This is a genomic window from Streptomyces atratus, assembly GCF_040655115.1.
GTDB lineage: Bacteria > Actinomycetota > Actinomycetes > Streptomycetales > Streptomycetaceae > Streptomyces > Streptomyces atratus_D.
This window is the reverse complement of record NZ_JBFAJH010000010.1, coordinates 71,527-90,741: the sequence shown is the minus strand read 5'-3', so window position 1 is coordinate 90,741 and position 19,215 is coordinate 71,527. Positions and strand designations below refer to the sequence as shown.

The window sequence follows — 19,215 nt, the reverse complement described above, 5'->3', positions numbered from 1 at the left end:
TCGGGGTACCTGAAACGGGCTTTGATCGTTTTACCCGATCCGGTTACGCTTCGATCCTGTTTGCGGATCGAAGTCGCGCGAAGCTTCTGGCCAGCAGTCTTGACACATGCATCTGGGAAACGCCCAATTCGGCACTGATCTGTGATTGCGTCAGATTGCTGTAATAGCGCAGCAGCAGGATCCGCTGCTCGCGCTCGGGCAGCTGGACGAGCAGATGGCGGACCAGATCGCGATGCTCGACCCCGGCGAGAGCGGGGTCCTCGTAGCCGAGCCGGTCGAGCAGTCCGGGCAGCCCGTCGCCCTCCTGGGCGGCTTCCAGGGAGGTCGCGTGGTAGGAGCGGCCCGCCTCGATGCAGGCCAGCACCTCCTCCTCGGAGATCTTCAGTCGCTCGGCGATCTCCGCGGTGGTGGGCGAGCGGCCGTGCGCGGTCGTCAGGTCCTCGGTGGCGCCGGTGACCTGCACCCAGAGCTCGTGCAGCCGCCGCGGCACGTGGACGGTCCGCACGTTGTCCCGGAAGTACCGCTTGATCTCGCCGACGACGGTGGGCATCGCGAAGGTCGGGAACTGGACGCCGCGCTCGGGGTCGAACCTGTCGATGGCGTTGATCAGGCCGATGGTGCCGACCTGGACGACGTCCTCCATGGGTTCGTTACGGCTCCGGAAGCGCGCCGCGGCGTACCGCACGAGGGGGAGGTTCGCCTCGATCAGCGCGGCCCGCACCCTGCCGTGCTCCGCGGTCCCCGGTTCCAGCTCCTTGAGCTGGCCGAAGAGGACCTGGGTGAGCGCCCTGGTGTCCGCGCCCCGGGACCTGGCGGGCGTCGTGCCCTCGGGTGTCTCGGTCTGGACGGTCTCGGCCACCGGGGCGGCCCGGGTCGCCGGGGTGGACTGATCGGACTGAGCTGTTTGGGCGATTTGGGCATCGTCGTTCTGGACGATCTGGGGAGGCACTTGAGGCGCTGTACTGGCCGGCACGGTGAGGCCACCCCTTTGCGGTCAATTTCGGTCAACTCATCCGTCAAAAGCGGTCATAGCATCACAAGACATGTCCACTGTGTGCAAGCACCGCATAATGTCGTGTTGAGGTCATTCGGGTTTAAACACACGGCAAAGCCCCTCACCGAAATGGTGAAGGGCTTGTGGGTTCCGGGAATGCGGAGGTCAGAAGGGGTAGTCGGCAATCACCCAGGTGGCGAAAGCCTTCCACTGTCCGGCGGCGGCCTGATGGGCCGGGTGCGCGACGTAGCGCCCCAGGGCGTCCTCGTCGGCGACCGCGGAGTTGATGGCGAAGTCATACGCGATCGGCCGGTCGGTGATGTTCCAGGCGCACTCCCAGAACTCCAGCTCCGGGATCTGCCCTCCGAGCTCCTGGAAAGCCTTCGCACCGGCGACGACACGCGGATCGTCACGCTTCACGCCGTCGTTCAGCTTGAACAGGACCAGATGGCGGATCATGGGTACTCCTACTTCACGAGCTCGGTCATGAAATCGCCGACGCCCTGTGCCGCACTCGAAATGCCCTCGAACCCTACCTGGACAAGTTCTGCGGCCCGTTTGGGGGAGTGGATGATCGTGTACAGCACGAAGATGAAAACGATGTAGAGCGCGATCTTCTTCGCTTGCACCATCAGCCCCTGCCTCCCCCTCGATCACCAGTGCAGTCGGGCGATTCTATCCGCACGAACGGCCGTATCCGAGGGGGGTTTCGAGGGGGTTTCCGATCACGGTTCGACTACCTGGTCCCCATCGGCACCCCGGACCCGGCCGCCCGCGCGGCCATCGTCGCGCCACTCCGCCCGGCGCGACGATGGCCGAACCGACGCGCCCTGACTGTCCCTGTCGGTGCCGAAGCCCATTTCGTGCACCGGTCGGTTCGACCGTGCGAGGGAGTATCAGGACGGGCGGCGCCCGGCAGGACTGCGCCAATTGGCCGCGGGCCGAGCAAGTCGTCCCTCCGCGCCGCATGGTCGCGGGCACCGTTCAACGCCGGCATCGCCGCCGGCTCCTCGGGGCCGGTTGTCGTCGACCTGGACGTGCCCAAGGACAAGGGCAGGGCCGTTGGACTTCCCGCACAGCTCGCGGACCTCTTGCGGCCCCACCGGGCCGAGCAGGCGGCCGAACGAGCGGCGGCCGGCAGCGACAGGTCGGACGAGGGGTGGCTGTTCGCCACCCCAACGGGTGAGAGCCCGTCCACGGGTCAACCGAGATGGAAACTGAGACGGAAGCCGACGAAGCGCCCGGTCCATCGGACCGGGCGCCTCGTCCATCTGCGGTAGCGGAGGGATTTGAACCCTCGGTGAGTTTCCCCACACTCGCTTTCGAGGCGAGCTCCTTCGGCCGCTCGGACACGCTACCGAGAGAGAGCTTAGACCATCCCGGCCGTGGGTCGAAATCCGATTCTTCCGCGTGTGCGGAAGCCGGGTCGGAGGGTGTGCGCGCTGCCGGGTCAGCGGTCGCGGAAGAAGGCCGTCAACTGGGCGGAACAGGCGTCCTCCAGAACGCCGTGGATCACTTCGGGGCGGTGGTTGAGCCGCCGGTCCCGTACGAGGTCCCAGAGCGAACCGGCCGCGCCCGCTTTCTCGTCCCGTGCCCCGTAGACGACCCGGGCCACCCGGGACTGCACGAGTGCGCCCGCGCACATGGTGCACGGCTCCAGGGTGACCACCAGCGTGCAGCCGGTCAGCCGCCATGCACCGAGCGCCTCGGCGGCCCGGCGGACGGCAAGGATCTCGGCGTGCGCGGTCGGGTCGCCGGTCGCCTCGCGTTCGTTGTGTCCCGTGGCGAGCAGGGCGCCGTCCGGGCCGAGGACGACGGCGCCGACCGGCACATCGCCGGTCTGCGCCGCGTGTGCGGCCTCGTCCAGGGCGCGGCGCATGGCCGCCCGCCATGGGTCCCGTACGGGATCGTTCGTCGGATCGTGGGATTCGTGCGGTCGGTGCGGGCCCGGTGGTGCGGTCACCAGCGGACCCTAACGGACGGTCTCCAGGACCTCGGCCGCGCCCAGCGCGTCCGCGATCTCCACCAGGGCATCCGTGCGCATCAGCAGCAGCTCCTTCTCGGGGAGTCCGAGGTCGGACAGGACCCCGGTGTCTCCGAGCGGACCCGCCGGCACGGCGTCGGCGTCGAGCCCGTCGTCGTCGTTGTCGTCGTGGTCGGTCTGATTGTCGGTGGCGTGGTCCGGCTCGCCGTCCTCCGTACCGTCGAGGCGGACGAGCTCTTCGAGGGCGGCAATCGAGTCCTCGGCCTCTGGTTCGCGGCCGAGCAGTTCATCGGTGAGCAGGATCTCCCCGTACGAGGAGCGGGCGGCGGCGGAGGCGTCCGAGATGTAGATACGGGGGTCCTCCTCACCGTCCACCCGGATGACGCCGAACCAGGCGTCCTCCTGCTCGATGAAGACGAGCACCGTGTCCTCGTCCACCGAGGCCTCACGGGCCAGATCCGTCAGATCGGACAGGGTCTCCACATCGTCGAGCTCCGTGTCGCTCGCTTCCCACCCGTCTTCGGTGCGCGCGAGCAGTGCGGCGAAGTACACCGTGACTCTCCCACTGGTCATAGGGGTGTCGGTCCGGCGGGAGGGCATCCGGTGATCCGGCTGTCCTGCGTCCCGCCCATCGGAATCGTGGCAGAAACCTGGCGTTTGTGAGAGTAGTTCGACCGTTGCGTCGGGGATCAGTTGTCGTGAAGACCGTTCCGAGGGGGCCGTCCGGCCGCTTGGACCGCTACCAGCGGAAGGCCCGCATCCGCATGGCTTGGCGCATTCGGGCGGCCCGGGCCCGGCGTGGCTGGACCCGGTCGCGCAGCGCCTTCGCCTCATGAAGCTCGCGGAGGAAATGGGCGCGCCGCCTCCGGCGCTCCGCTTCGGTCTCGGTCTCCGGCGCGTCGCGCGGGGTCGACCGGTTCCGTTGCCGCTGCTCCCCGTCCGCCATCCGCGCATCACCCCAAGGCTGGGTCCGTATGCCCTCACCTTCCCTCCGAACGTGTGGTTGATGCCAGCGCACAGGTGCGGAAAGCCCGGTTACTGTTGAACCCATGCGGATCCACGTCGTCGACCACCCGCTGGTCGCGCACAAGCTCACCACCCTGCGCGACAAGCGCACCGACTCCCCGACCTTCCGGCGGCTCGCCGACGAACTGGTCACCCTGCTCGCGTACGAAGCCACCCGTGACGTGCGCACCGAGCAGGTCGACATCCAGACGCCGGTCACACCGACGACCGGGGTCAAGCTGTCGCACCCGCGGCCTCTGGTCGTGCCGATCCTGCGGGCCGGTCTCGGCATGCTCGACGGCATGGTGCGGCTGCTGCCGACCGCCGAGGTGGGCTTCCTGGGCATGATTCGCGACGAGGAGACGCTCCAGGCGTCCACGTACGCGACGCGTATGCCGGAGGACCTCTCGGGCCGACAGGTCTACGTCCTGGACCCGATGCTGGCCACCGGCGGCACACTGGTCGCGGCGATTCAGGAGCTGATCAAGCGCGGTGCGGACGATGTCACCGCCGTCGTGCTGCTCGCGGCGCCCGAGGGTGTCGAGGTGATGGAGCGCGAGCTTGCGGGTACGCCGGTGACCGTGGTCACCGCCTCGGTCGACGAGCGGCTGAACGAGAACGGGTACATCGTGCCCGGGCTCGGCGACGCGGGCGACCGGATGTACGGAACTGTCGACTGAGTCCCGGATTGCGACCAGTGCTTTCGGCCTCTGCCCCCTCTCCACCCCCTAGCGGCAGGAGGAGGGTGCGGGGGCCGGCTTGTTGAGGGCGGCGAGGGCCGCGGCCGCGTCCTTCGGTGTGTTCAGCTTTGTGAACGCCGTACCGAGGATCAGATCGACGTCCGCCGTCCTGCGCGCGTCGGTCTTCGGCGTGGCGCCCGTCAGTTGCGTACCGAGGACCGGGAACGTGCCGTTCATGGCCGTCGGCGCGCCCAGCAGCACCCCGGGTCCGGGGACCTTCTTGTCGTACGCGGCCGAGGCGTTGCCCACCTTGCCGATGCGGAAGCCGCGCTTCTTCAGCTCGTCGGCGGCGGCCTTCGCCAGTCCGCCACGCGGCGTCGCGTTGTAGACGTTGACGGTGATCTTCGCCGGCGCGGGCAGCGACTTCGCGGGCGTGGACGGTTTGGGCGTGGGGCAGTCGGCCCTGCGGTCCGCGGCGCTGGCTTGCTTGTCGCCGCCCGTGAAGACATCGATGAGCTGCAGGGTGCCCCAACCGGCCAGCCCTAGGGCCACCACGGAGGCAATGGACGCGAGGACCAGTTTGCGGCGGTTCCGGGGGCGGCGCATGCGCGGGTACTTGTCGCCCGTGATGCGGTACTTTCCGCCCATGCCGGGGGGAGTGAGCATGCTCATGGGCGCAGCGTAGTGCGACCTGGTGAAGATGCGTACTAAATGATCAACCGATGGCACCCGTCCGGGTGCGAATGCACCCGAAAGCACCCGGCGCGGCGCCGTGCGCGGGCCATCGGCTCCCCGAGCCGCCGGAATGTCAGCCGAGTTCGAGGACGCGGGCGTGCAGCACCTGGCGCTGCTGGAGCGCCGCGCGGACCGCGCGGTGCAGCCCGTCCTCCAGATAGAGGTCGCCCTGCCACTTCACGACGTGGGCGAACAGGTCGCCGTAGAACGTCGAGTCCTCGGCGAGGAGGGTTTCGAGGTCCAGCTGGCCCTTGGTCGTCACCAACTGGTCGAGGCGGACCGGGCGCGGCGCGACATCCGCCCACTGTCGGGTGCTTTCCCGGCCGTGGTCGGGATATGGCCGCCCATTTCCGATGCGCTTGAAGATCACACGGAAAGCCTACCGGCCAAGAGCCTCCGGGCGCAGCCATGGAGCGGTACTGCGATGCTGACCATAACGCCATGAAGGCAGGCATTTCGGAATAGGGGCCGTGATGAGTGACAGCGACAGCACGGGCGCGGGCGCGGGCGGGGGTACCGAAGCTGACACGGGAGCAGGCGCCGGCGAGGGGGCCGGCGTACTGCCGCAGCAGGCCCGGGAGATCGCCGACGGGTATGCCGTCGGCGGGGCCGCGCTCGATCTGGGTGCGCTGCTCTGGGACGGTACGTGCCTGCCCGGCGCACAGATCCGGATCCCGCTGGGGATGCTCAACCGGCACGGACTCGTCGCCGGCGCCACCGGCACCGGCAAGACCAAGACCCTGCAACTGATGGCCGAACAGCTGTCGGCGAACGGCGTTCCCGTCCTTCTCTCCGACATCAAGGGCGATGTCTCCGGCATCACCGCGCCCGGCCCACCGGGTGACAAGGTCGCCGAGCGCGCCGGGCAGGTCGGACAGCAGTGGGAGGCCAGGGGATTCCCGTGCGAGTTCTACGCGCTCGGCGGCATCGGCCCCGGCATTCCGCTGCGGGCGACGGTCACCAGCTTCGGTCCGGTACTGCTCTCCAAGGTGCTGCAGCTCAACCAGACACAGGAGCAGTCGCTCGGCCTGATCTTCCACTACGCGGACGCCAAGGGCCTGGATCTGGTGGATCTGAAGGACCTGCGGGCCGTCGTCGCGTTTCTCGTCTCGGACACCGGCAAGTCCGAACTGAAGGGGATCGGCGGGCTGTCCACGGCCACGGCCGGGGTGATCCTGCGTTCGCTCACCGCCTTCGAGCAGCAGGGCGCGGGCGACTTCTTCGGCGAGCCGGAGATCGACACGGCGGAGTTCCTGCGGTCGGCGCCGGACGGGCGGGGGCTGGTCTCCGTACTGGAACTGGCGGCCGTTCAGGACAAGCCGCAGCTCTTCTCGACGTTCCTGATGTGGCTGCTCGCCGATCTCTTCCACGATCTGCCGGAGGTCGGCGACCTCGACCGGCCCAAACTGGTGTTCTTCTTCGACGAGGCGCATCTGCTCTTCAACGGGGCGTCGAAGGCGTTCCTGGACTCGATCACGCAGACCGTGCGGCTGATCCGCTCCAAGGGTGTGGGCGTCTTCCTTGTCACGCAGACGCCGCGTGACGTACCGGGGGATGTGCTGGCGCAGCTCGGCAACCGGGTGCAGCACGCGCTGCGCGCGTTCACGCCGGACGATGCGAAGGCGCTGCGGGCGACGGTGAAGACGTTTCCGAACTCGCCTTACGACCTCGAGGAGTTGTTGACGCAGCTGGGCACCGGCGAGGCGGTGATCACCGTACTGAGCGAGAAGGGCGCGCCGACACCGGTCGCCGCGACCCGGCTGCGGGCGCCGCAGTCGCTGATGGGGCCGTTCCCCGCGGCGGAGCTGGACGCGATGGTGAAGGGGTCCTCGCTGTACGGGCGTTACGCACACGCGGTGGACCGGGAGTCGGCGTACGAGAAGCTCACCGCCGAGCACGAGGCGGAGCAGCGGGCCGCCGCGGAGGCGGCAGCGGTGGACACGGCGGTGAAGGGCAGGAAGGCCGGGACGCAGCAGAAGGCGGCGAAGGACGAGGAGTCGCTGGTGGAGCAGGTGGTGGGGAGCGGGATGTTCCGGTCGCTGGCGCGGTCGGTGGGGACGCAGCTGGGGCGGGAGATCTCGCGATCGCTGTTCGGTACGGCACGCCGCGGGCGGTAAGAAGGAAAGGAGAGGGGGTGGGGACCGCAGTCGGGTCCCCACCCCCTCTCGGGCGCTAGGCGGTGGCGCCGAAGTGGCCTTCGCGCAGACCGCCGCCGCTGCCGGCCTCTCCCCCGGTGGTGGCGGGCGGGACCGGGCGGGTCAGTGAGCGCAGGTCGTACGCGTACGTGCCGACCGCGAGGACGACGCCCTCACGAGCTGGCGCGACAGCTTGGCCGCGTCCTTCGCGGGGTCGTGCCCGGACGGGTGTCCGTGGTTCGGGGAGGCGGCCAGGAGGAGGGGCGTGGCCAGAACGGTGGAGGCCACGACAGCCGTGGCCCTGCGACGGGTTGCGTGCACAAGAGTCCTTCCGGTGCGAACAGTTGTGCCGGAACGCTAGCGACCGCAGTGACGTCCGTGAACAGATGCGGGCCCTCCCTCATCTCGTCTTCGCCGCGGCCGCCTTCGCGGCCGCCTTCGCTTCCTGTTTGTGCGCGCGGACGAGGGCGAGCGAGTCGGGGCCGGTGATGTCGGCGACCGACCGGTGTGAGCCCGCCTCCCCGTACGGACCCGCCGCGGCGCGCCAGCCGGTCGGCCGGACATTCAGCTGCTTGCCCAGCAGCGCGAGGAAGATCTGCGCCTTCTGGACGCCGAACCCCGGCAGCGCCTTCAGTCGTTTCAGCAGTTCGGCACCGGTCCCGGCATCGCTCCAGACGGCACGCGCGTCCCCGTCGTACTCCGCGACCAGGAATTGGCACAGTTGCTGCACCCGTTTGGCCATGGAGCCGGGATAGCGGTGCAGAGCGGGTTTGGCGGTGAAGAGTTCGGTGAACGCCTCCGGGTCGTAGACGGCGATCTCATGGGCGTCCAGATCGTCGGAGCCCATCCGCTGCGCAAGGGCGTACGGGCCGGAGAACGCCCACTCCATAGGAACCTGCTGGTCGAGCAGCATGCCGACCATGGCGGCGAGGGGACTGCGGCCGAGCAGCTCGTCCGCCTCCGGCTGCTGAGCGATCTGCAGGGCGGTCGGCCTGCCCTTGCCGTTCGGTTTGTTCTGTGTCATGCCTCCGATCATCGCGACAGTGACGGGGGACGGCGAGTCCAGGAGCCGCCGATGGAGTACGCGAAGCTGCCTGCCCGGGCCCGCACACGGAGAGCGCCTTCGGTGACTGTCAGTGGCGAGTGGCAGGCTCGGGGATGTGGACATCGACAACTGGAAGTTCTTTCTGGAGCGTTGGAGCAGGCAGTGGCTCGCCGCGCAAACCCTGCTGGATCCCGAGAAGGTCGACGAGGAGGCGTTCGCCGCCGGCACGCTGGGCTTTCCGGCGGCCGGGGAGCAGGACGCAGCCGCGCTGGAGCACCGGCTGGGGACGGCACTGCCGCCCTCGTACCGCGCGTTCCTCCGGGTTTCCAACGGCTGGCGGAACGCGGGCCGTTCGGTCCACCTGCTGGGGATCGCGGAGCGGGTGCACTGGCACGGCGATCCGCCGCACCGGGAGGGTGCCCGAAGAGGCAGCAGCGGTTGCCCTTCGCAGGCGGGGCACGGGCTGGACGGGGCGACGACGGTGCGGTGAAGGTGGAGGACCGAGGCCAGTAGCAGCGACGTCTTCGACCGGTGCGGTCAGGGGAGCTGACGGATGAACGCACACGAGCAGCAGTACGAGTGGGACCACGACCACACGCCCGACCACGATCGCGATGACGACCACGGGCGGCATGAGCACGACGAGGTGTTCGTCCCACCGGGGACGGCGGACGCCCATGAGGCGTCCCCGGACAAGCCCCACCTCCACCGGGCCGCGGCCACCGGGCGGACCGACGTGGTCGGGGCGTCCGGCATGGGTGTGCTCCAGCGGACGGTGGGGAACAGCGCCGTCGGGGCGATGGTGCAGCGCGCGAGGAGCGGGCCGGCGCGGAGACGGTCAGGGCCCGGCTGACGACGGACGAGGTGTACGGAGCCGGGAACGGCCGCCGCCTGGCCATCGCGGAGATCGAGTTCTTCGGCCGCCGGTCCTGACGGCGCCTCCGGGTCAGGCGGTCGCCGACGTCGCGGCCTGGGCCCGGCGGCGGTAGTTCCCGGGCGCCGGCCCCGATCGGTCAGCGTCTCCCGGGTCACCTGCACCACTTCGCTGCTTCTGCCCGGCGTCGAGCCCTTGTCGTCCGTACCGCCTCCGCCGAGCCCCAGGGCTCCGACCGTGCTGACCACGGCGACCAGAAAGAAACCGGCCGTGATGAGGAGCGGGCCACGCCTGCACCTCCCTGTTCCCCTGCCGTCGGCACGGCCGTCCGCCCCGTCTTCACCTTCTGCGCGCCCCTGGCCCGCATCCCTCATGACGTCCACGGCTGCTTGTCCCGTCAGCCCTGGGGCGTGGGCGCGTTGTCGGGGATGCCGATGATCGAGGCACAGGCGCGTGTCGCCCGCTTGGCACCCGCCGATGTCGAATCCCATGTGACGTCCCGGAAGTGGCCGTCCGCACCGGTGTCGGGGAAGTCCGGGGCCCCGTGCTCCTGCATGCACTCCGCGTACTGCTGGTTCTTCCGGATCTCTTCCTTGGCGAGCTCGGGCTGCGTTTCCCGCGCGGGGACGGCACGATCACGCGCCGGAGCCGGGCCGAGGTGACCGGGGCGGCCGTCTGGAGGTGTCGGCGCCGCACCCTCGGCCGGTCTTCCCAAGGGCCTTGGCACGCACGCCGGCTCCGCGCCGGCGCGGCTGTCCGGGCACCCGGTCCGATGCCGTTCCGGTCGGCAGGACGGCGGCCCGCGAAGATCATTACGCTGGTGCACGGCTCGGGCCCGAGCCGGGGAGAGCCTGTCCGGACGGCTGCGAGCCGACTGAACGAGACTGAGGGGGGTCTGCGAGTGCTGGTGGCGGATCGATACCGGTTGGAAGCAGAGATCGGCCGTGGGGGGATGGGCGAGGTCTGGCGGGCCACGGACGACGTGCTGGGCCGCCCGGTGGCGGTGAAGCTGATGCTTGACGGCGGAGCCGACGAGCAGGCGACCGCACGCTTTCGCCTGGAGGCGCAGACAGCCGCAAAGCTCCACCATCCGAACGTTGTTACGGTGTTCGACTTCGGTTCCTGGAACAACCGTTTGTACCTCGTCATGGAACTGGTCGACGGGGCGAGCCTGGCCCAGGTTCTGGGGGCGACCGGAGCGTTCAGTCCGCAACGGGTCGCCGACGTCGCCGGTCAGATAGCGGCCGGCATGGCCGCGGCCCACCGGCAGGGTGTGATCCACCGCGACATCAAACCCGGCAATCTGATGCAGGATGCCGACGGGACGGTCAAGATCGGCGATTTCGGGATCGCCCGGTTCGTCGACGAGGCATCGACCGCCCTCACCGGCGCCGGTCAGATCGTGGGCACCAGCCTCTACCTCGCCCCCGAGCGAGCACTCGGCCGGCCTGCCGGGCCCGCCTCCGACGTCTACGCTCTCGGCTGCGTCCTCTATCAACTGCTGGTGGGTGAACCCCCTTTCCAGGCGGGCAACGCGGCGGCCCTGCTCCACTTGCACGTCACCGCTCCGCCGACGCCTCCCTCGCTGCGACGCCCGGAGCTGCCCGGCGCGTTCGAGGAGCAACTGCTCCGGATGCTGGCCAAGCAGCCTGAGGACCGCCCCAGCGCACGGGATGTCGCCGACTGGTTCACCAGCCCGGCCTGGCGCGAGGGCGCGCACCGGATGCCCACGTCCCGTGAGGCGGGTACGGCCACGGAATACGCGCTGCCCCGCACCACGCATCGGCCGATCACCGCGGATCGACGACACCGAACCCCGCAGGGCGAGCGGCCCGAGGCGCTTCAGGTCCGATCGGTGCCCGCACGCGTGTGGGCGCTTATGCGGCAGCACCGGATGCTGACTGTCGCGATCGCCGGGCTTGGAGTCTTCGTTGCCTCCACACTGCTCGGCATGGGGCTGTTCTCCCCTGACGGGAGACAGTCCCCACTCCCGGCGCCTTCCCCGTCAGCGGACACGTCCACCACCACCCCTGTCCCGGCGTTCCGCGAGTTCACCCCGTCCGCATCCCCAGCCGATTCCTTGGGCGGCGAGCAGGAGGAGGGGCACGGGAAGCAGAAGCGAGGTCACGAGAAGGGCCATCACTGAGGGTTGCCGACTGTCACGCCCGCATCAGCAGGGATACGGGGGAGACGCCCCGGCGGCCGCGTCGGGCCCGGTTGGCGATCCGGTCGACCCGACTTGGGACTGTGCGGGCGAGGCCCTGGATCCACGCAGCCGGGAGCGGATGGCCTTGGAGCTGCAGTCCTCGTCCACGACGACGTGAGAGAGCCGCACGCGGTCGGCGGCATCGTCACGGCTGACGTCATGGCCGGCAACGGCCCGCTCGGGAAGGCCCCCGAGCGGGCCGTCATGTACATACGGGCTGGTCGTCCACGGTGATGGCGGCCTGCTGCCCACACGTGCGACCTGGTGTACTCCTTCGCGCCCGGTGTACTCCTTCGCTACGTCGACAGCCGGGCGCTGGGCGCGGAGCGCTTGGCCGCGGATCGCCGCATGAACGCCATCGCCACTTCGCCCAGGCCCAGCAGGACGAGCCACAGCCCCAGCAACCTGGCCAGCGCGACCGCGGATTCCACGGGAAACGCGAGCACGACGATGCCGGCCACGATCCCGAGGGCGGCCAGAGCGAAGGCCGGCCCCCGATGCGGCATGTCGCGTCCCCAGCCGGCAAGGAAGGCCACCAGCAGGCCCGACACCAGCCAGTAGGCGCCGAGGATGAGCGACAGCACCGCGGTGGTCTGCAGTGGGTGCCGCAGGCACAGGACGCCGGCCAGGATGGCCAGTACGGCAACCAGCGCCCGCATCGCCGTCCTGCTGCCCTCGCTGTCCCGGGAGAAGGCCGTGACGAAGCGGAAGGCACCCGAGACAAGCAGGTAGAGGCCGAGAACGACCGCCAAGGCGTGCAGTGTCTCGTCCGGCCGGACGAGCACGACCATCCCTGCCGCCAGGGTCACCAGTGCGATCCCGAGTGTCCACGTCCATGAGCCGCCCAGATCGGCCAGCGTGTCGTTGGGGTCGGCCGGCCCATGAGGCGTCGCGGAATTGGATGGTGCGTTCATGATGCTTCCCGCCGTACTGCCCGTCGCGTCGGACGCGTGCCCGTCACCCGGGTCGGGAGGGTTCACCCGCTCCCTGATGCAGAGGGGGACTCAGCGCAGGATCTGCTCCCTGGCACGCCGGAACCCCTCCCCGGTGTGGCCGACCGTCCGTCGGTGCTGGTCACAACCCCTGTGTATCGACGCTCTCGGCGAAGCCGAGGGCGCGCAGAACGCTGCCTGCGGCGTCGACCACCCGCGCACTGCCGACGATCGGTGCGATCGCCACGCAGACGGCCTTGGCGTCCTCGGCGGTCAGGCCGGCTTCCTTGGCCACGCTGAGATTGGCCAGGTACGAGGCCGGGGCGGCGTCCATGGCGATGAGCGCAGCCAGCCGTACGAGGTGGTATGTGCGTTCGTCCAGGCCGGAGTTGGGCAGCGTCTCGATGGTCATCCGTGCGAGTTGCTCGAAGACCGGGTGCTCGCCATGCGCGAGGGCGTCGAGGGTGCGTTCGGGCGCTTCTGTTGTCATGATCTGCAACCTTTCGCGCTTGAGGGGAACCGCAGGGGCCAGAGGTGAAGCTGTGCACGGTGTGGCCACGGCGGCTGAAATAGTTCTATCCACCTGATTCCTCCACAACATGCTCGTAAACGGATCAGGGTGGAATTTAAGGGTACTTGTGACGGAGGGGCGTGCCCAGCCGTGGCGCCGAGAAGGCCGGGAATCCGGCCGCCGCAGGCCTCCGGAACATGCCGTGCGCGGTTGCGGCGCCACGTGCGGCCCCCATGCGCTTTCCACCTGTTCGTCCGGCTGTCCAGTAACGCACGTCCGGTTCTGACCTGCGGCTCGATGGCTTGATCGCTGACTGTCGCGCGTTGCTGGACGCAGGTGAACGCAACCGGAATGGCGACGACGAGAGCCGCGCCCTGAACTGCTCCATCTATGGCATGGTCCGCCCGATGGCAGCTTGGACCGCGAAGTCCGCCACATGCACGGTGCCATCGCGGTCGGCGGCGACCGCATGGGGCTGTGAAAGCCGCGACCACCGTCGCCGAGTCGTCCTGTCGAGCGACAGGTCAGGCGAGCCGGATTCGAACTCGTGAGGGGTTGCCCCCAACACGCTTTCCAAGTTCTCGCCCGGCTGTTCGGGGACGGTCGCAGGCATCCCGACCCGTGGCGGAACCAGAGGTTGCAGCCTCGCCGAACTGTGGCGTACGCCCGCGAATGAGACCAGAACTGCGGGCGGGTGTCTACTTACCGGCCACCGGGCCGTACCACTGCATGGCTTGGCCGGTGACGGCGGCGATGCATTCGAAGTCGTGGTCGCGGTGCAGGAGGGTCAGGCCCTGAAGTTCCGCGGTGGCGGCAACGACGAGGTCCACGGCTCCCGCACTGTGGTGCTGACCGCGCTGGGTCAGTAGCTCCTGGACCTGCCAGGCGCGGTCGTACGCGCGGTCGTCGACGGGCACCCAGCCGAAGAGCAGCCGCATGTCCTCGATGCCGCGCGCACGGTCTGCGGCAGAGCGGGTGCTGTAACAGAACTCCAGCTCGGTGACAGGGCAGGTCGCGATGAGGCCGGCTGTGGCGGCCTGGTCCCATCCGTACTGTTCGGCGTTGCCGCGGAGGAACCGGGCGAGCGCGCTGGTGTCCATCAGGAACTGCGCCGCGCTCACCGCCGGTAGTCCCTCTTGTCCTCGAAGAGATCCAGATCGAAGCCGCCCGCTCCTGCTGCACCCCGCAGCCGCGTGAGAGCGAGAGCTCGCCGGCGGTTCTCGAGCACCTCACGCAGAGCGGTGTTGACCGTCTCCTTCTTGGCGCCGGTTCCCAGCGCCTGAGCCACATCGGCCAGCAGTTCGTCGTCGAGGTCGATCACTGTGCGACTCATTAAGCACCTCCGGTGATATCAGCTCGTACTGCAAGTAGATCTCACTGGATACATAGGGGACCTCGTCCGCGCGCCGGCGGGGAGGGCCGGGTCTGTCCTGACCTGGGGTCTCGCGAGTCGTCGGGTGGGTGCTGGACGGCGCTGAACGCGGGTGAACGAGACCAGAGCGCCGGGTCACACCTTCTTGACGACGATCGAGTCCGGAACCAGCCTCTCCAGGTCGTCCACGTCCGAGGTGAAGACGGTGACCTGCCCCTTCTGCCGGCGGGCGATGACGGCGAGGACCGCGTCGATCGCGTACTCGTGGCCGTGCAGCTTGGCGTCGGCCAGGAGCCGGCGGGCCTGGCGGGCCTCGTCCTTGCCGATGTCGGCGACTGTGAGCCGAGAGAGCACCCAGTCCCAGCGTTGTTCGGTGGTTCTGCCGTCGTATGCCTCGACCAGTGTCATCGGTGACGTCACCACCTCGGCCTCGCCCTGGGCTGCGAGGTCGAGCCAGGCGATCATCTTCCGGTCGCCGCGCACGGCCAGGGACAGGGCTTCGCAGTCGAGTACGAAGATGCGCAGCGGCCGCTGCCCGTGCTCACCGGCCCGCTTCTTCACGCGGCCTCTCCGGCGCTGTGCTTTCCGGTGGCGCGGCGACGCTTGTGTTCGGCGTCGAGGTCCTCCAGCTCCCCGAACGCCGCCGCGCGCTCGTCTTCGGTGACGGGGCCGTGTTCCTCCTGCAGCCAGTCCACCAGTTCCCGCAGACGATCCCGGTCGCGCTTGAAGCGCAGCGCCTCGGCGACGTACGCCGACAGGCCCCGTTCCGTCGCCTCTGCGCGGATCTCGTCAAGGAGATCCTCGGGGATCGTCACCGTTACTTTCTTGGTCGTCGCCATACAAGAGACCATACTCATGGTATTGACCCCCTTACCAGCGCGTGCCGCGAACGGTGGCGTGGCCGGACGGCTCGTCCTTCATGGTGTCGTGAGGCGCAGCAGCCGCGCGTTGGCCTCGTCCGGCGCGAAACGGTCCGGGGCGAATTCCGTGGCGGACCGAAGTCCGAGCCACACCAGCATGGCGTGGTGTTCCTCATGTGCCGGGTCGGCGAGGATCACTTTGAGATCGCTGTAGCCGGGGGTGCCGCCGCAGTCCTCGGGCGGGCACGCCCCGGCACCGTCCATGCAGTACGGATAGTGCAGCCCGGCTGAGGCCGTCTGGATCTGCTCCACGGTGATGAGGTGCTCCCAGGAGTCCCCGAAGTCGTACGTGTACACGAAGTGGGCGCCCGGTTTGAGCAGGGCGGCCAGTGTGGCGGCGCGCTCGTCGCGGAGTCCGAGTTCGCCGCCGGGACGGCCGTACTGGACGCCGTCGATGGTGAACGCGTGCATGTGGCAGTTCTGCCAGCCCATCGCGTCCTGAATCACGGAATGAAGCCGGTCCAGGCGGATCGCGGCGGGCACCAGCAACTGCCGCCAAACCGGGGGGTCGTCCACGTCGGCGAGCTCGACGAGGATCCGCAACACCGCGTCGCCGGGCTCGGGCTCGCCGCGCATCCGGGCCGTCTCGGTACGGCCGTCCGCCGTCAACCCGGCGCATTCATCGGTGAGATGGACAGCGCCCAGGGAGACCAGGGCCTTCAGGACCCGTTGGACGTCGTGGTCGTTGGCGGTACGCAGATGCCCCAGACGGTCGGGAGACAGGTCGTCGAGCACGTACAGCGGGCTGACCGCCTGCCACACCACCTCGTACAGGTCACTGAGTGGCACCGGGGCAGTGGTCGCGTACAGCCGCTGCAACAACGCCCGCAGACCCCGGTCGTACTCGTGCGAGAGCAGAGATTCCAGCCAGCCGGAGACCGTCACGGCCGGGCCGATGCGCGGCAGCGCGGCGAACAGCGCGCCACGCAGCTCGTCGGGGCGGTCCAGCAGCCTGGCGTTCTTCTTCACCGGCAGCAGGCGCCCGCCCGCGGTCCGCAGCAGTCGTGCCGCCTTCGCCCACTCGACCAGCAGTGTGAGGTGGTACAGCTCCTCGCTGGATTTCGTCTTGAACGTACGGTCCCCGATCACCGGGTCCATCCGGTCGCCGGTGTCCAGAACCTCCACCAGTGCTCGCGCGTCGGCAAGCGTCACACGGCCGGTCTGAGTCAGCTTGCGGCCCGTGCCGACCCAACCGACCAGCGCTCGCACCTGCTCGACGGTCCCGCCTACTGTCTCACCCATGCCGACCTGCCCGTTCCGGTTCGTGTCCCGACTCACCCGAACCCAGGATGGCACCACCGCCGGCGCACCCTGTGCTTCGCATGGGGCGACACGGAAGTGGCAGACTGTGACGGTGACAACGCGTGACGAGGAACTACTGGCCCGGGTCCAGGAGATGAGGGGGCGCGGCAGCGCGCCGAAGCAGATCGCGAAGGCGCTGGGGCTACGCCCGGCCCAGGCGACCGCGCTGGTCAGACGGGTCGCCGAGGCGGCACTGGCGAACATCGCGCCGGATGAGCGGCCGGTGGTGGGCTGCTGGGTCAACGCGGGCTGGAGCACGGGACTGGACATGGCCGAAGCCCCGGACTGGGCGGCGGCCGACCCCCTCGGACAGGAGCCCGACCCGGGCACGGGCGGCTTCGCCCAGATTCTCCTGGCCCGCCAGGAACGTGCCAGCAGGGTGACTGTCACCGGGTTCCTGGTGGACGTCTACTGCCTGGGAGTCAAGAACGTCACAGACCCCGAGGTGATGGGGTCCGGATCCCTGACCACCTACGTACCGACGTACTACTCGGCCTTCGATCATCGGCCGGTGCCGATCGGCGTAGAGCAGGCGCAGACGATCGTGCACGATGGCGTCGCCTACGCCCGCGGTCTTGGCTTCGAGCCCTCGGGCGGCTTCGCCGACGCCGCAGTGCACTTGGGTGCCCCGCCTGGGGACCGGCCTGTCATCGGCTTCGGGCGGGACGGCAAGCCGTTCTACTTTTCCGGCCCCTACGACAACTCGCGCAAGGTGGTCCAGACCCTCGAGCGCACCTGCGGTCCGGACAACTACGACTATGTTGCCCATCTGTAGGAACGGGACGAGGGCGGCGCGAAGCGGGGAACACGAGCAGTGATATCGGTCGAACAGCCGCAGGAGCCCACCGGCACTCCACGGGTCCGGCACACCGAGCACGAGGCGCAGGCCAACCTGCTGACGGTGCTGCGCCTGTGTATGACGGAGAAGCTGCGGTGCAGCGAAAAGACCCGCCGCCCCAGCACCGCCACCGTCTCGGCGGTCGCCGACGTCCTGGACGGCGGCGACTTCTATCCGCACGACGCCATCGCCGCCTTCGCCTGGCCGATGCTGCTCCAGGCAGGCGGCCTCGCCCAGCTCACCGGCGGTCGGCTCGTGCTGACCACGCGTGGACGGGCCGCGCTGACCCGGCCACCGCACCTGACCATTCCTCAGCTGTGGCAACGCTGGCTGAACAACAGCCTCCTGGACGAGTTCTCCCGCGTCGAGGAGATCAAGGGCCAGCGCTCGGCGAACGTCCTGAGCGCCGCCAAACCGCGCCGCAAGCTCGTCGGCCAGGCGCTGGCCGGCCACGATCAGAACGACAAGAGCCGTGTAACGGGAGACTGTTACGCACGGTTCTGTGAGAGCCGGGAGGTGAAATCCCTCCCGGCTACTCGGCAACCTCTCGTGCGACTCTTCAGACGCTCTCTGCGAGGCGGCGTGCGGCGTCGAGCCAGGGCGTGGGTTGCGGCCCGTCCTCGGCCATCATGACCTCCTCCTCCCACCAGCCGGTCCCGTCCAGCCAGGAGGTCAGCCACTGGGCCACGGACGGCGAGTCCAGGAACCACGCGTCGGCCCAATCATCAGGGTCGGCGTTCGGCTCGAAGAGGAGAACGGGAGCGTCGGGGGCCAGGCAGTCGACAGCGGCGTACATGCCGCAGCCCCAGTCCAGGATCGGCAGCACGCCGCGCGGCCAGCACTCCGAGCGAGTGTTCCCGAGCGGCCCGTACTCGGCCACGGCGGTTCGCCCGTCACCGACAAGTGGCAGAAGGGTGTAGTCAGGGCCGAAGCCGCCGTTGGCAACCTGGAGGTACAGAAGGCGGAGCAGTGGCGGCAGGCTGAAGCCGAGTACCTGCTCGGCGTCGGCGATTTCCTGTTCGCTGACGCACGGGGCAAGGATTTTTGTCTCCTGCTCAGCGCGGTCACGCACGCGCAGCAGGAGCTCGGACAGGTTGTTCATGCAACTGCCTCTTCGCTGGTGAGATGCCGGTCGATGACGTCCGCGGACTCAGGTGCGAGCCGGTAGATCCCCTGCAGGCTCAGTGCCCGCAGGAGCCGACCGTCCTCGACGTACTTGAGCTTCCGCTCGCCCCGTCGCGAGGTGAAGGTGAGGTGTTCCAGGTGGTGTCCGGGCAGCGGCCGGTCGAACCTGAGCGGGCTGCCGGGCGGCCCCAGCACGACCTCGGAGAAGCAGCCGCTCTTCAACGGGCGCCAGTGGATCAGCTTGGGATAGTCCTCGTCGGCCAGCTCCGCACCCGCCCTGTCGTAGTCGACGATCCGCTGGACCTCCATCGAGCAGACCGGGTACAGCGCGGTCCGCCAGGCCCGGACGGCGAAGATCCGGTCACCGGGCGCGACACCGGCACGCCGGAAGCTCGGACGCGACTGATGGGGTCCGCCGAACAGCACCGTCGGGCGCTGCCCCGTGAAGCCTCCGCGTATCAATTCACGGCACAGGTCATTGGTCCACAGCACGGTGTAGGAGTTGGCCACGGCCCCGAACATAGCGGTGGGCACCGACAGTGCGTCCCGGCTACCGG

Annotated in this window: 26 protein-coding genes and 1 tRNA gene; 7 read left to right on the top strand and 20 right to left on the bottom strand. The window is 69.1% G+C overall.

Annotated features, from left to right (window positions below):
* Nucleotides 1-43: 43 nt before the first annotated feature.
* The 7 genes from AB0I23_RS14655 to AB0I23_RS14620 form a co-directional block, all read right to left on the bottom strand.
* Nucleotides 44-973, bottom strand: coding sequence for an RNA polymerase sigma factor SigF (locus tag AB0I23_RS14655; protein ID WP_359109555.1), 930 nt, complete (start codon nucleotides 971-973; stop codon nucleotides 44-46).
* A gap of 186 nt (nucleotides 974-1,159) precedes the next feature.
* Nucleotides 1,160-1,453, bottom strand: a complete 294-nt coding sequence (locus AB0I23_RS14650) for a Dabb family protein (RefSeq protein ID WP_359109554.1) — start codon at nucleotides 1,451-1,453, stop codon at nucleotides 1,160-1,162.
* 8 nt (nucleotides 1,454-1,461) lie between these two features.
* Complete coding sequence (locus AB0I23_RS14645; protein WP_359109553.1) at nucleotides 1,462-1,626, bottom strand: hypothetical protein; 165 nt, start codon at nucleotides 1,624-1,626, stop codon at nucleotides 1,462-1,464.
* A 642-nt stretch (nucleotides 1,627-2,268) separates the two neighbouring features.
* Nucleotides 2,269-2,353 (bottom strand) — tRNA-Ser (locus tag AB0I23_RS14635).
* A gap of 91 nt (nucleotides 2,354-2,444) precedes the next feature.
* Complete coding sequence (gene tadA / locus AB0I23_RS14630; protein ID WP_037695084.1) at nucleotides 2,445-2,873, bottom strand: tRNA adenosine(34) deaminase TadA; 429 nt, start codon at nucleotides 2,871-2,873, stop codon at nucleotides 2,445-2,447.
* Nucleotides 2,874-2,966: 93 nt separating this feature from the next.
* Nucleotides 2,967-3,530, bottom strand: coding sequence for a tRNA adenosine deaminase-associated protein (locus AB0I23_RS14625; RefSeq protein WP_359109655.1), 564 nt, complete (start codon nucleotides 3,528-3,530; stop codon nucleotides 2,967-2,969).
* A 187-nt stretch (nucleotides 3,531-3,717) separates the two neighbouring features.
* Complete coding sequence (locus AB0I23_RS14620) at nucleotides 3,718-3,924, bottom strand: hypothetical protein (RefSeq protein ID WP_359109552.1); 207 nt, start codon at nucleotides 3,922-3,924, stop codon at nucleotides 3,718-3,720.
* Between the two features lie 103 nt (nucleotides 3,925-4,027).
* Here AB0I23_RS14620 and upp point away from each other — a divergent pair, with 103 nt between their 5' ends.
* Nucleotides 4,028-4,663 carry a uracil phosphoribosyltransferase gene (gene upp, locus AB0I23_RS14615; protein ID WP_359109551.1) on the top strand — a complete coding sequence of 212 codons (636 nt, stop codon included), beginning with the start codon at nucleotides 4,028-4,030 and terminating at the stop codon, nucleotides 4,661-4,663.
* Nucleotides 4,664-4,711: 48 nt separating this feature from the next.
* Here the strand turns inward: upp and AB0I23_RS14610 are convergent, their stop codons facing one another.
* Nucleotides 4,712-5,311, bottom strand: coding sequence for a LytR C-terminal domain-containing protein (locus tag AB0I23_RS14610; RefSeq protein WP_359109654.1), 600 nt, complete (start codon nucleotides 5,309-5,311; stop codon nucleotides 4,712-4,714).
* A 160-nt stretch (nucleotides 5,312-5,471) separates the two neighbouring features.
* Nucleotides 5,472-5,768 (bottom strand): type II toxin-antitoxin system VapB family antitoxin, encoded by a 297-nt coding sequence (locus tag AB0I23_RS14605; RefSeq protein ID WP_003955420.1) that lies wholly within the window; start codon nucleotides 5,766-5,768, stop codon nucleotides 5,472-5,474.
* Nucleotides 5,769-5,871: 103 nt separating this feature from the next.
* Here AB0I23_RS14605 and AB0I23_RS14600 point away from each other — a divergent pair, with 103 nt between their 5' ends.
* Nucleotides 5,872-7,515 (top strand): helicase HerA-like domain-containing protein, encoded by a 1,644-nt coding sequence (locus AB0I23_RS14600; protein WP_359109550.1) that lies wholly within the window; start codon nucleotides 5,872-5,874, stop codon nucleotides 7,513-7,515.
* A gap of 418 nt (nucleotides 7,516-7,933) precedes the next feature.
* On the opposite strand, the gene AB0I23_RS14595 is transcribed toward AB0I23_RS14600, so the two are convergent.
* Nucleotides 7,934-8,569 carry an HhH-GPD-type base excision DNA repair protein gene (locus tag AB0I23_RS14595; protein ID WP_436846933.1) on the bottom strand — a complete coding sequence of 212 codons (636 nt, stop codon included), beginning with the start codon at nucleotides 8,567-8,569 and terminating at the stop codon, nucleotides 7,934-7,936.
* A gap of 124 nt (nucleotides 8,570-8,693) precedes the next feature.
* Here AB0I23_RS14595 and AB0I23_RS14590 point away from each other — a divergent pair, with 124 nt between their 5' ends.
* Together AB0I23_RS14590 and AB0I23_RS14585 are read left to right on the top strand one after the other, a co-directional pair.
* Nucleotides 8,694-9,068: an SMI1/KNR4 family protein gene (locus AB0I23_RS14590; protein WP_359109548.1), complete on the top strand. Its 375-nt coding sequence runs from the start codon at nucleotides 8,694-8,696 to the stop codon at nucleotides 9,066-9,068.
* A gap of 63 nt (nucleotides 9,069-9,131) precedes the next feature.
* A complete protein-coding gene (locus AB0I23_RS14585; protein WP_359109547.1) occupies nucleotides 9,132-9,431 on the top strand; it encodes a hypothetical protein in 300 nt (99 codons plus the stop codon).
* Nucleotides 9,432-9,849: 418 nt separating this feature from the next.
* Here the strand turns inward: AB0I23_RS14585 and AB0I23_RS14580 are convergent, their stop codons facing one another.
* Nucleotides 9,850-10,179, bottom strand: a complete 330-nt coding sequence (locus AB0I23_RS14580) for a hypothetical protein (protein WP_359109546.1) — start codon at nucleotides 10,177-10,179, stop codon at nucleotides 9,850-9,852.
* Nucleotides 10,180-10,377: 198 nt separating this feature from the next.
* On the opposite strand from AB0I23_RS14580, the gene AB0I23_RS14575 reads away from it, so the two are divergent.
* On the top strand, nucleotides 10,378-11,598 hold the full coding sequence (locus AB0I23_RS14575) for a serine/threonine-protein kinase (protein ID WP_359109545.1): 1,221 nt from the start codon (nucleotides 10,378-10,380) through the stop codon (nucleotides 11,596-11,598).
* Between the two features lie 356 nt (nucleotides 11,599-11,954).
* Here the strand turns inward: AB0I23_RS14575 and AB0I23_RS14570 are convergent, their stop codons facing one another.
* From AB0I23_RS14570 to AB0I23_RS14540, 7 genes are all read right to left on the bottom strand, one after another.
* Nucleotides 11,955-12,572 (bottom strand): HdeD family acid-resistance protein, encoded by a 618-nt coding sequence (locus AB0I23_RS14570; protein ID WP_359109544.1) that lies wholly within the window; start codon nucleotides 12,570-12,572, stop codon nucleotides 11,955-11,957.
* Between the two features lie 160 nt (nucleotides 12,573-12,732).
* The gene (locus tag AB0I23_RS14565) at nucleotides 12,733-13,080 is read right to left on the bottom strand and encodes a carboxymuconolactone decarboxylase family protein (RefSeq protein ID WP_359109543.1); all 348 of its coding nucleotides are present in this window, start codon (nucleotides 13,078-13,080) and stop codon (nucleotides 12,733-12,735) included.
* A 719-nt stretch (nucleotides 13,081-13,799) separates the two neighbouring features.
* On the bottom strand, nucleotides 13,800-14,222 hold the full coding sequence (locus AB0I23_RS14560) for a PIN domain nuclease (protein WP_359109542.1): 423 nt from the start codon (nucleotides 14,220-14,222) through the stop codon (nucleotides 13,800-13,802).
* Nucleotides 14,219-14,434 (bottom strand): type II toxin-antitoxin system VapB family antitoxin, encoded by a 216-nt coding sequence (locus AB0I23_RS14555; RefSeq protein ID WP_359109541.1) that lies wholly within the window; start codon nucleotides 14,432-14,434, stop codon nucleotides 14,219-14,221. The genes AB0I23_RS14560 and AB0I23_RS14555 overlap by 4 nt, the downstream gene beginning before the upstream one ends.
* Before the next feature lie 174 nt (nucleotides 14,435-14,608).
* The gene (locus tag AB0I23_RS14550) at nucleotides 14,609-15,034 is read right to left on the bottom strand and encodes a hypothetical protein (RefSeq protein WP_359109540.1); all 426 of its coding nucleotides are present in this window, start codon (nucleotides 15,032-15,034) and stop codon (nucleotides 14,609-14,611) included.
* On the bottom strand, nucleotides 15,031-15,312 hold the full coding sequence (locus AB0I23_RS14545) for a CopG family transcriptional regulator (protein ID WP_359109539.1): 282 nt from the start codon (nucleotides 15,310-15,312) through the stop codon (nucleotides 15,031-15,033). The genes AB0I23_RS14550 and AB0I23_RS14545 overlap by 4 nt, the downstream gene beginning before the upstream one ends.
* A 78-nt stretch (nucleotides 15,313-15,390) precedes the next feature.
* Complete coding sequence (locus AB0I23_RS14540) at nucleotides 15,391-16,635, bottom strand: plasmid pRiA4b ORF-3 family protein (RefSeq protein WP_359109538.1); 1,245 nt, start codon at nucleotides 16,633-16,635, stop codon at nucleotides 15,391-15,393.
* A 112-nt stretch (nucleotides 16,636-16,747) separates the two neighbouring features.
* On the opposite strand from AB0I23_RS14540, the gene AB0I23_RS14535 reads away from it, so the two are divergent.
* Together AB0I23_RS14535 and AB0I23_RS14530 are read left to right on the top strand one after the other, a co-directional pair.
* Complete coding sequence (locus AB0I23_RS14535; protein ID WP_359109537.1) at nucleotides 16,748-17,470, top strand: hypothetical protein; 723 nt, start codon at nucleotides 16,748-16,750, stop codon at nucleotides 17,468-17,470.
* A gap of 39 nt (nucleotides 17,471-17,509) precedes the next feature.
* Nucleotides 17,510-18,166 carry a hypothetical protein gene (locus tag AB0I23_RS14530; protein ID WP_359109536.1) on the top strand — a complete coding sequence of 219 codons (657 nt, stop codon included), beginning with the start codon at nucleotides 17,510-17,512 and terminating at the stop codon, nucleotides 18,164-18,166.
* On the opposite strand, the gene AB0I23_RS14525 is transcribed toward AB0I23_RS14530, so the two are convergent.
* Nucleotides 18,093-18,635, bottom strand: coding sequence for an SMI1/KNR4 family protein (locus AB0I23_RS14525; protein WP_359109535.1), 543 nt, complete (start codon nucleotides 18,633-18,635; stop codon nucleotides 18,093-18,095). The genes AB0I23_RS14530 and AB0I23_RS14525 overlap by 74 nt on opposite strands.
* A complete protein-coding gene (locus AB0I23_RS14520) occupies nucleotides 18,632-19,168 on the bottom strand; it encodes a hypothetical protein (protein WP_359109534.1) in 537 nt (178 codons plus the stop codon). Before AB0I23_RS14520 ends, AB0I23_RS14525 begins: the two co-directional genes overlap by 4 nt.
* Between the last annotated feature and the right edge of the window lie 47 nt (nucleotides 19,169-19,215).

Excerpts from the sequence above, each read along its gene's own strand:
- AB0I23_RS14650 (WP_359109554.1), bottom strand. The coding sequence starts at position 1,453 with ATGATCCGCCATCTGGTCCTGTTCAAGCTGAACGACGGCGTGAAGCGT.
- AB0I23_RS14645 (WP_359109553.1), bottom strand. The coding sequence starts at position 1,626 with ATGGTGCAAGCGAAGAAGATCGCGCTCTACATCGTTTTCATCTTCGTG.
- tadA (WP_037695084.1), bottom strand. The coding sequence starts at position 2,873 with ATGCGCCGCGCCCTGGACGAGGCCGCACACGCGGCGCAGACCGGCGAT.
- AB0I23_RS14620 (WP_359109552.1), bottom strand. The coding sequence starts at position 3,924 with ATGGCGGACGGGGAGCAGCGGCAACGGAACCGGTCGACCCCGCGCGAC.
- upp (WP_359109551.1), top strand. The coding sequence starts at position 4,028 with ATGCGGATCCACGTCGTCGACCACCCGCTGGTCGCGCACAAGCTCACC.
- AB0I23_RS14610 (WP_359109654.1), bottom strand. The coding sequence starts at position 5,311 with ATGGGCGGAAAGTACCGCATCACGGGCGACAAGTACCCGCGCATGCGC.
- AB0I23_RS14600 (WP_359109550.1), top strand. The coding sequence starts at position 5,872 with ATGAGTGACAGCGACAGCACGGGCGCGGGCGCGGGCGGGGGTACCGAA.
- AB0I23_RS14595 (WP_436846933.1), bottom strand. The coding sequence starts at position 8,569 with ATGATCGGAGGCATGACACAGAACAAACCGAACGGCAAGGGCAGGCCG.
- AB0I23_RS14585 (WP_359109547.1), top strand. The coding sequence starts at position 9,132 with ATGAACGCACACGAGCAGCAGTACGAGTGGGACCACGACCACACGCCC.
- AB0I23_RS14570 (WP_359109544.1), bottom strand. The coding sequence starts at position 12,572 with ATGAACGCACCATCCAATTCCGCGACGCCTCATGGGCCGGCCGACCCC.
- AB0I23_RS14565 (WP_359109543.1), bottom strand. The coding sequence starts at position 13,080 with ATGACAACAGAAGCGCCCGAACGCACCCTCGACGCCCTCGCGCATGGC.
- AB0I23_RS14555 (WP_359109541.1), bottom strand. The coding sequence starts at position 14,434 with ATGAGTCGCACAGTGATCGACCTCGACGACGAACTGCTGGCCGATGTG.
- AB0I23_RS14545 (WP_359109539.1), bottom strand. The coding sequence starts at position 15,312 with ATGGCGACGACCAAGAAAGTAACGGTGACGATCCCCGAGGATCTCCTT.
- AB0I23_RS14540 (WP_359109538.1), bottom strand. The coding sequence starts at position 16,635 with ATGGGTGAGACAGTAGGCGGGACCGTCGAGCAGGTGCGAGCGCTGGTC.
- AB0I23_RS14525 (WP_359109535.1), bottom strand. The coding sequence starts at position 18,635 with ATGAACAACCTGTCCGAGCTCCTGCTGCGCGTGCGTGACCGCGCTGAG.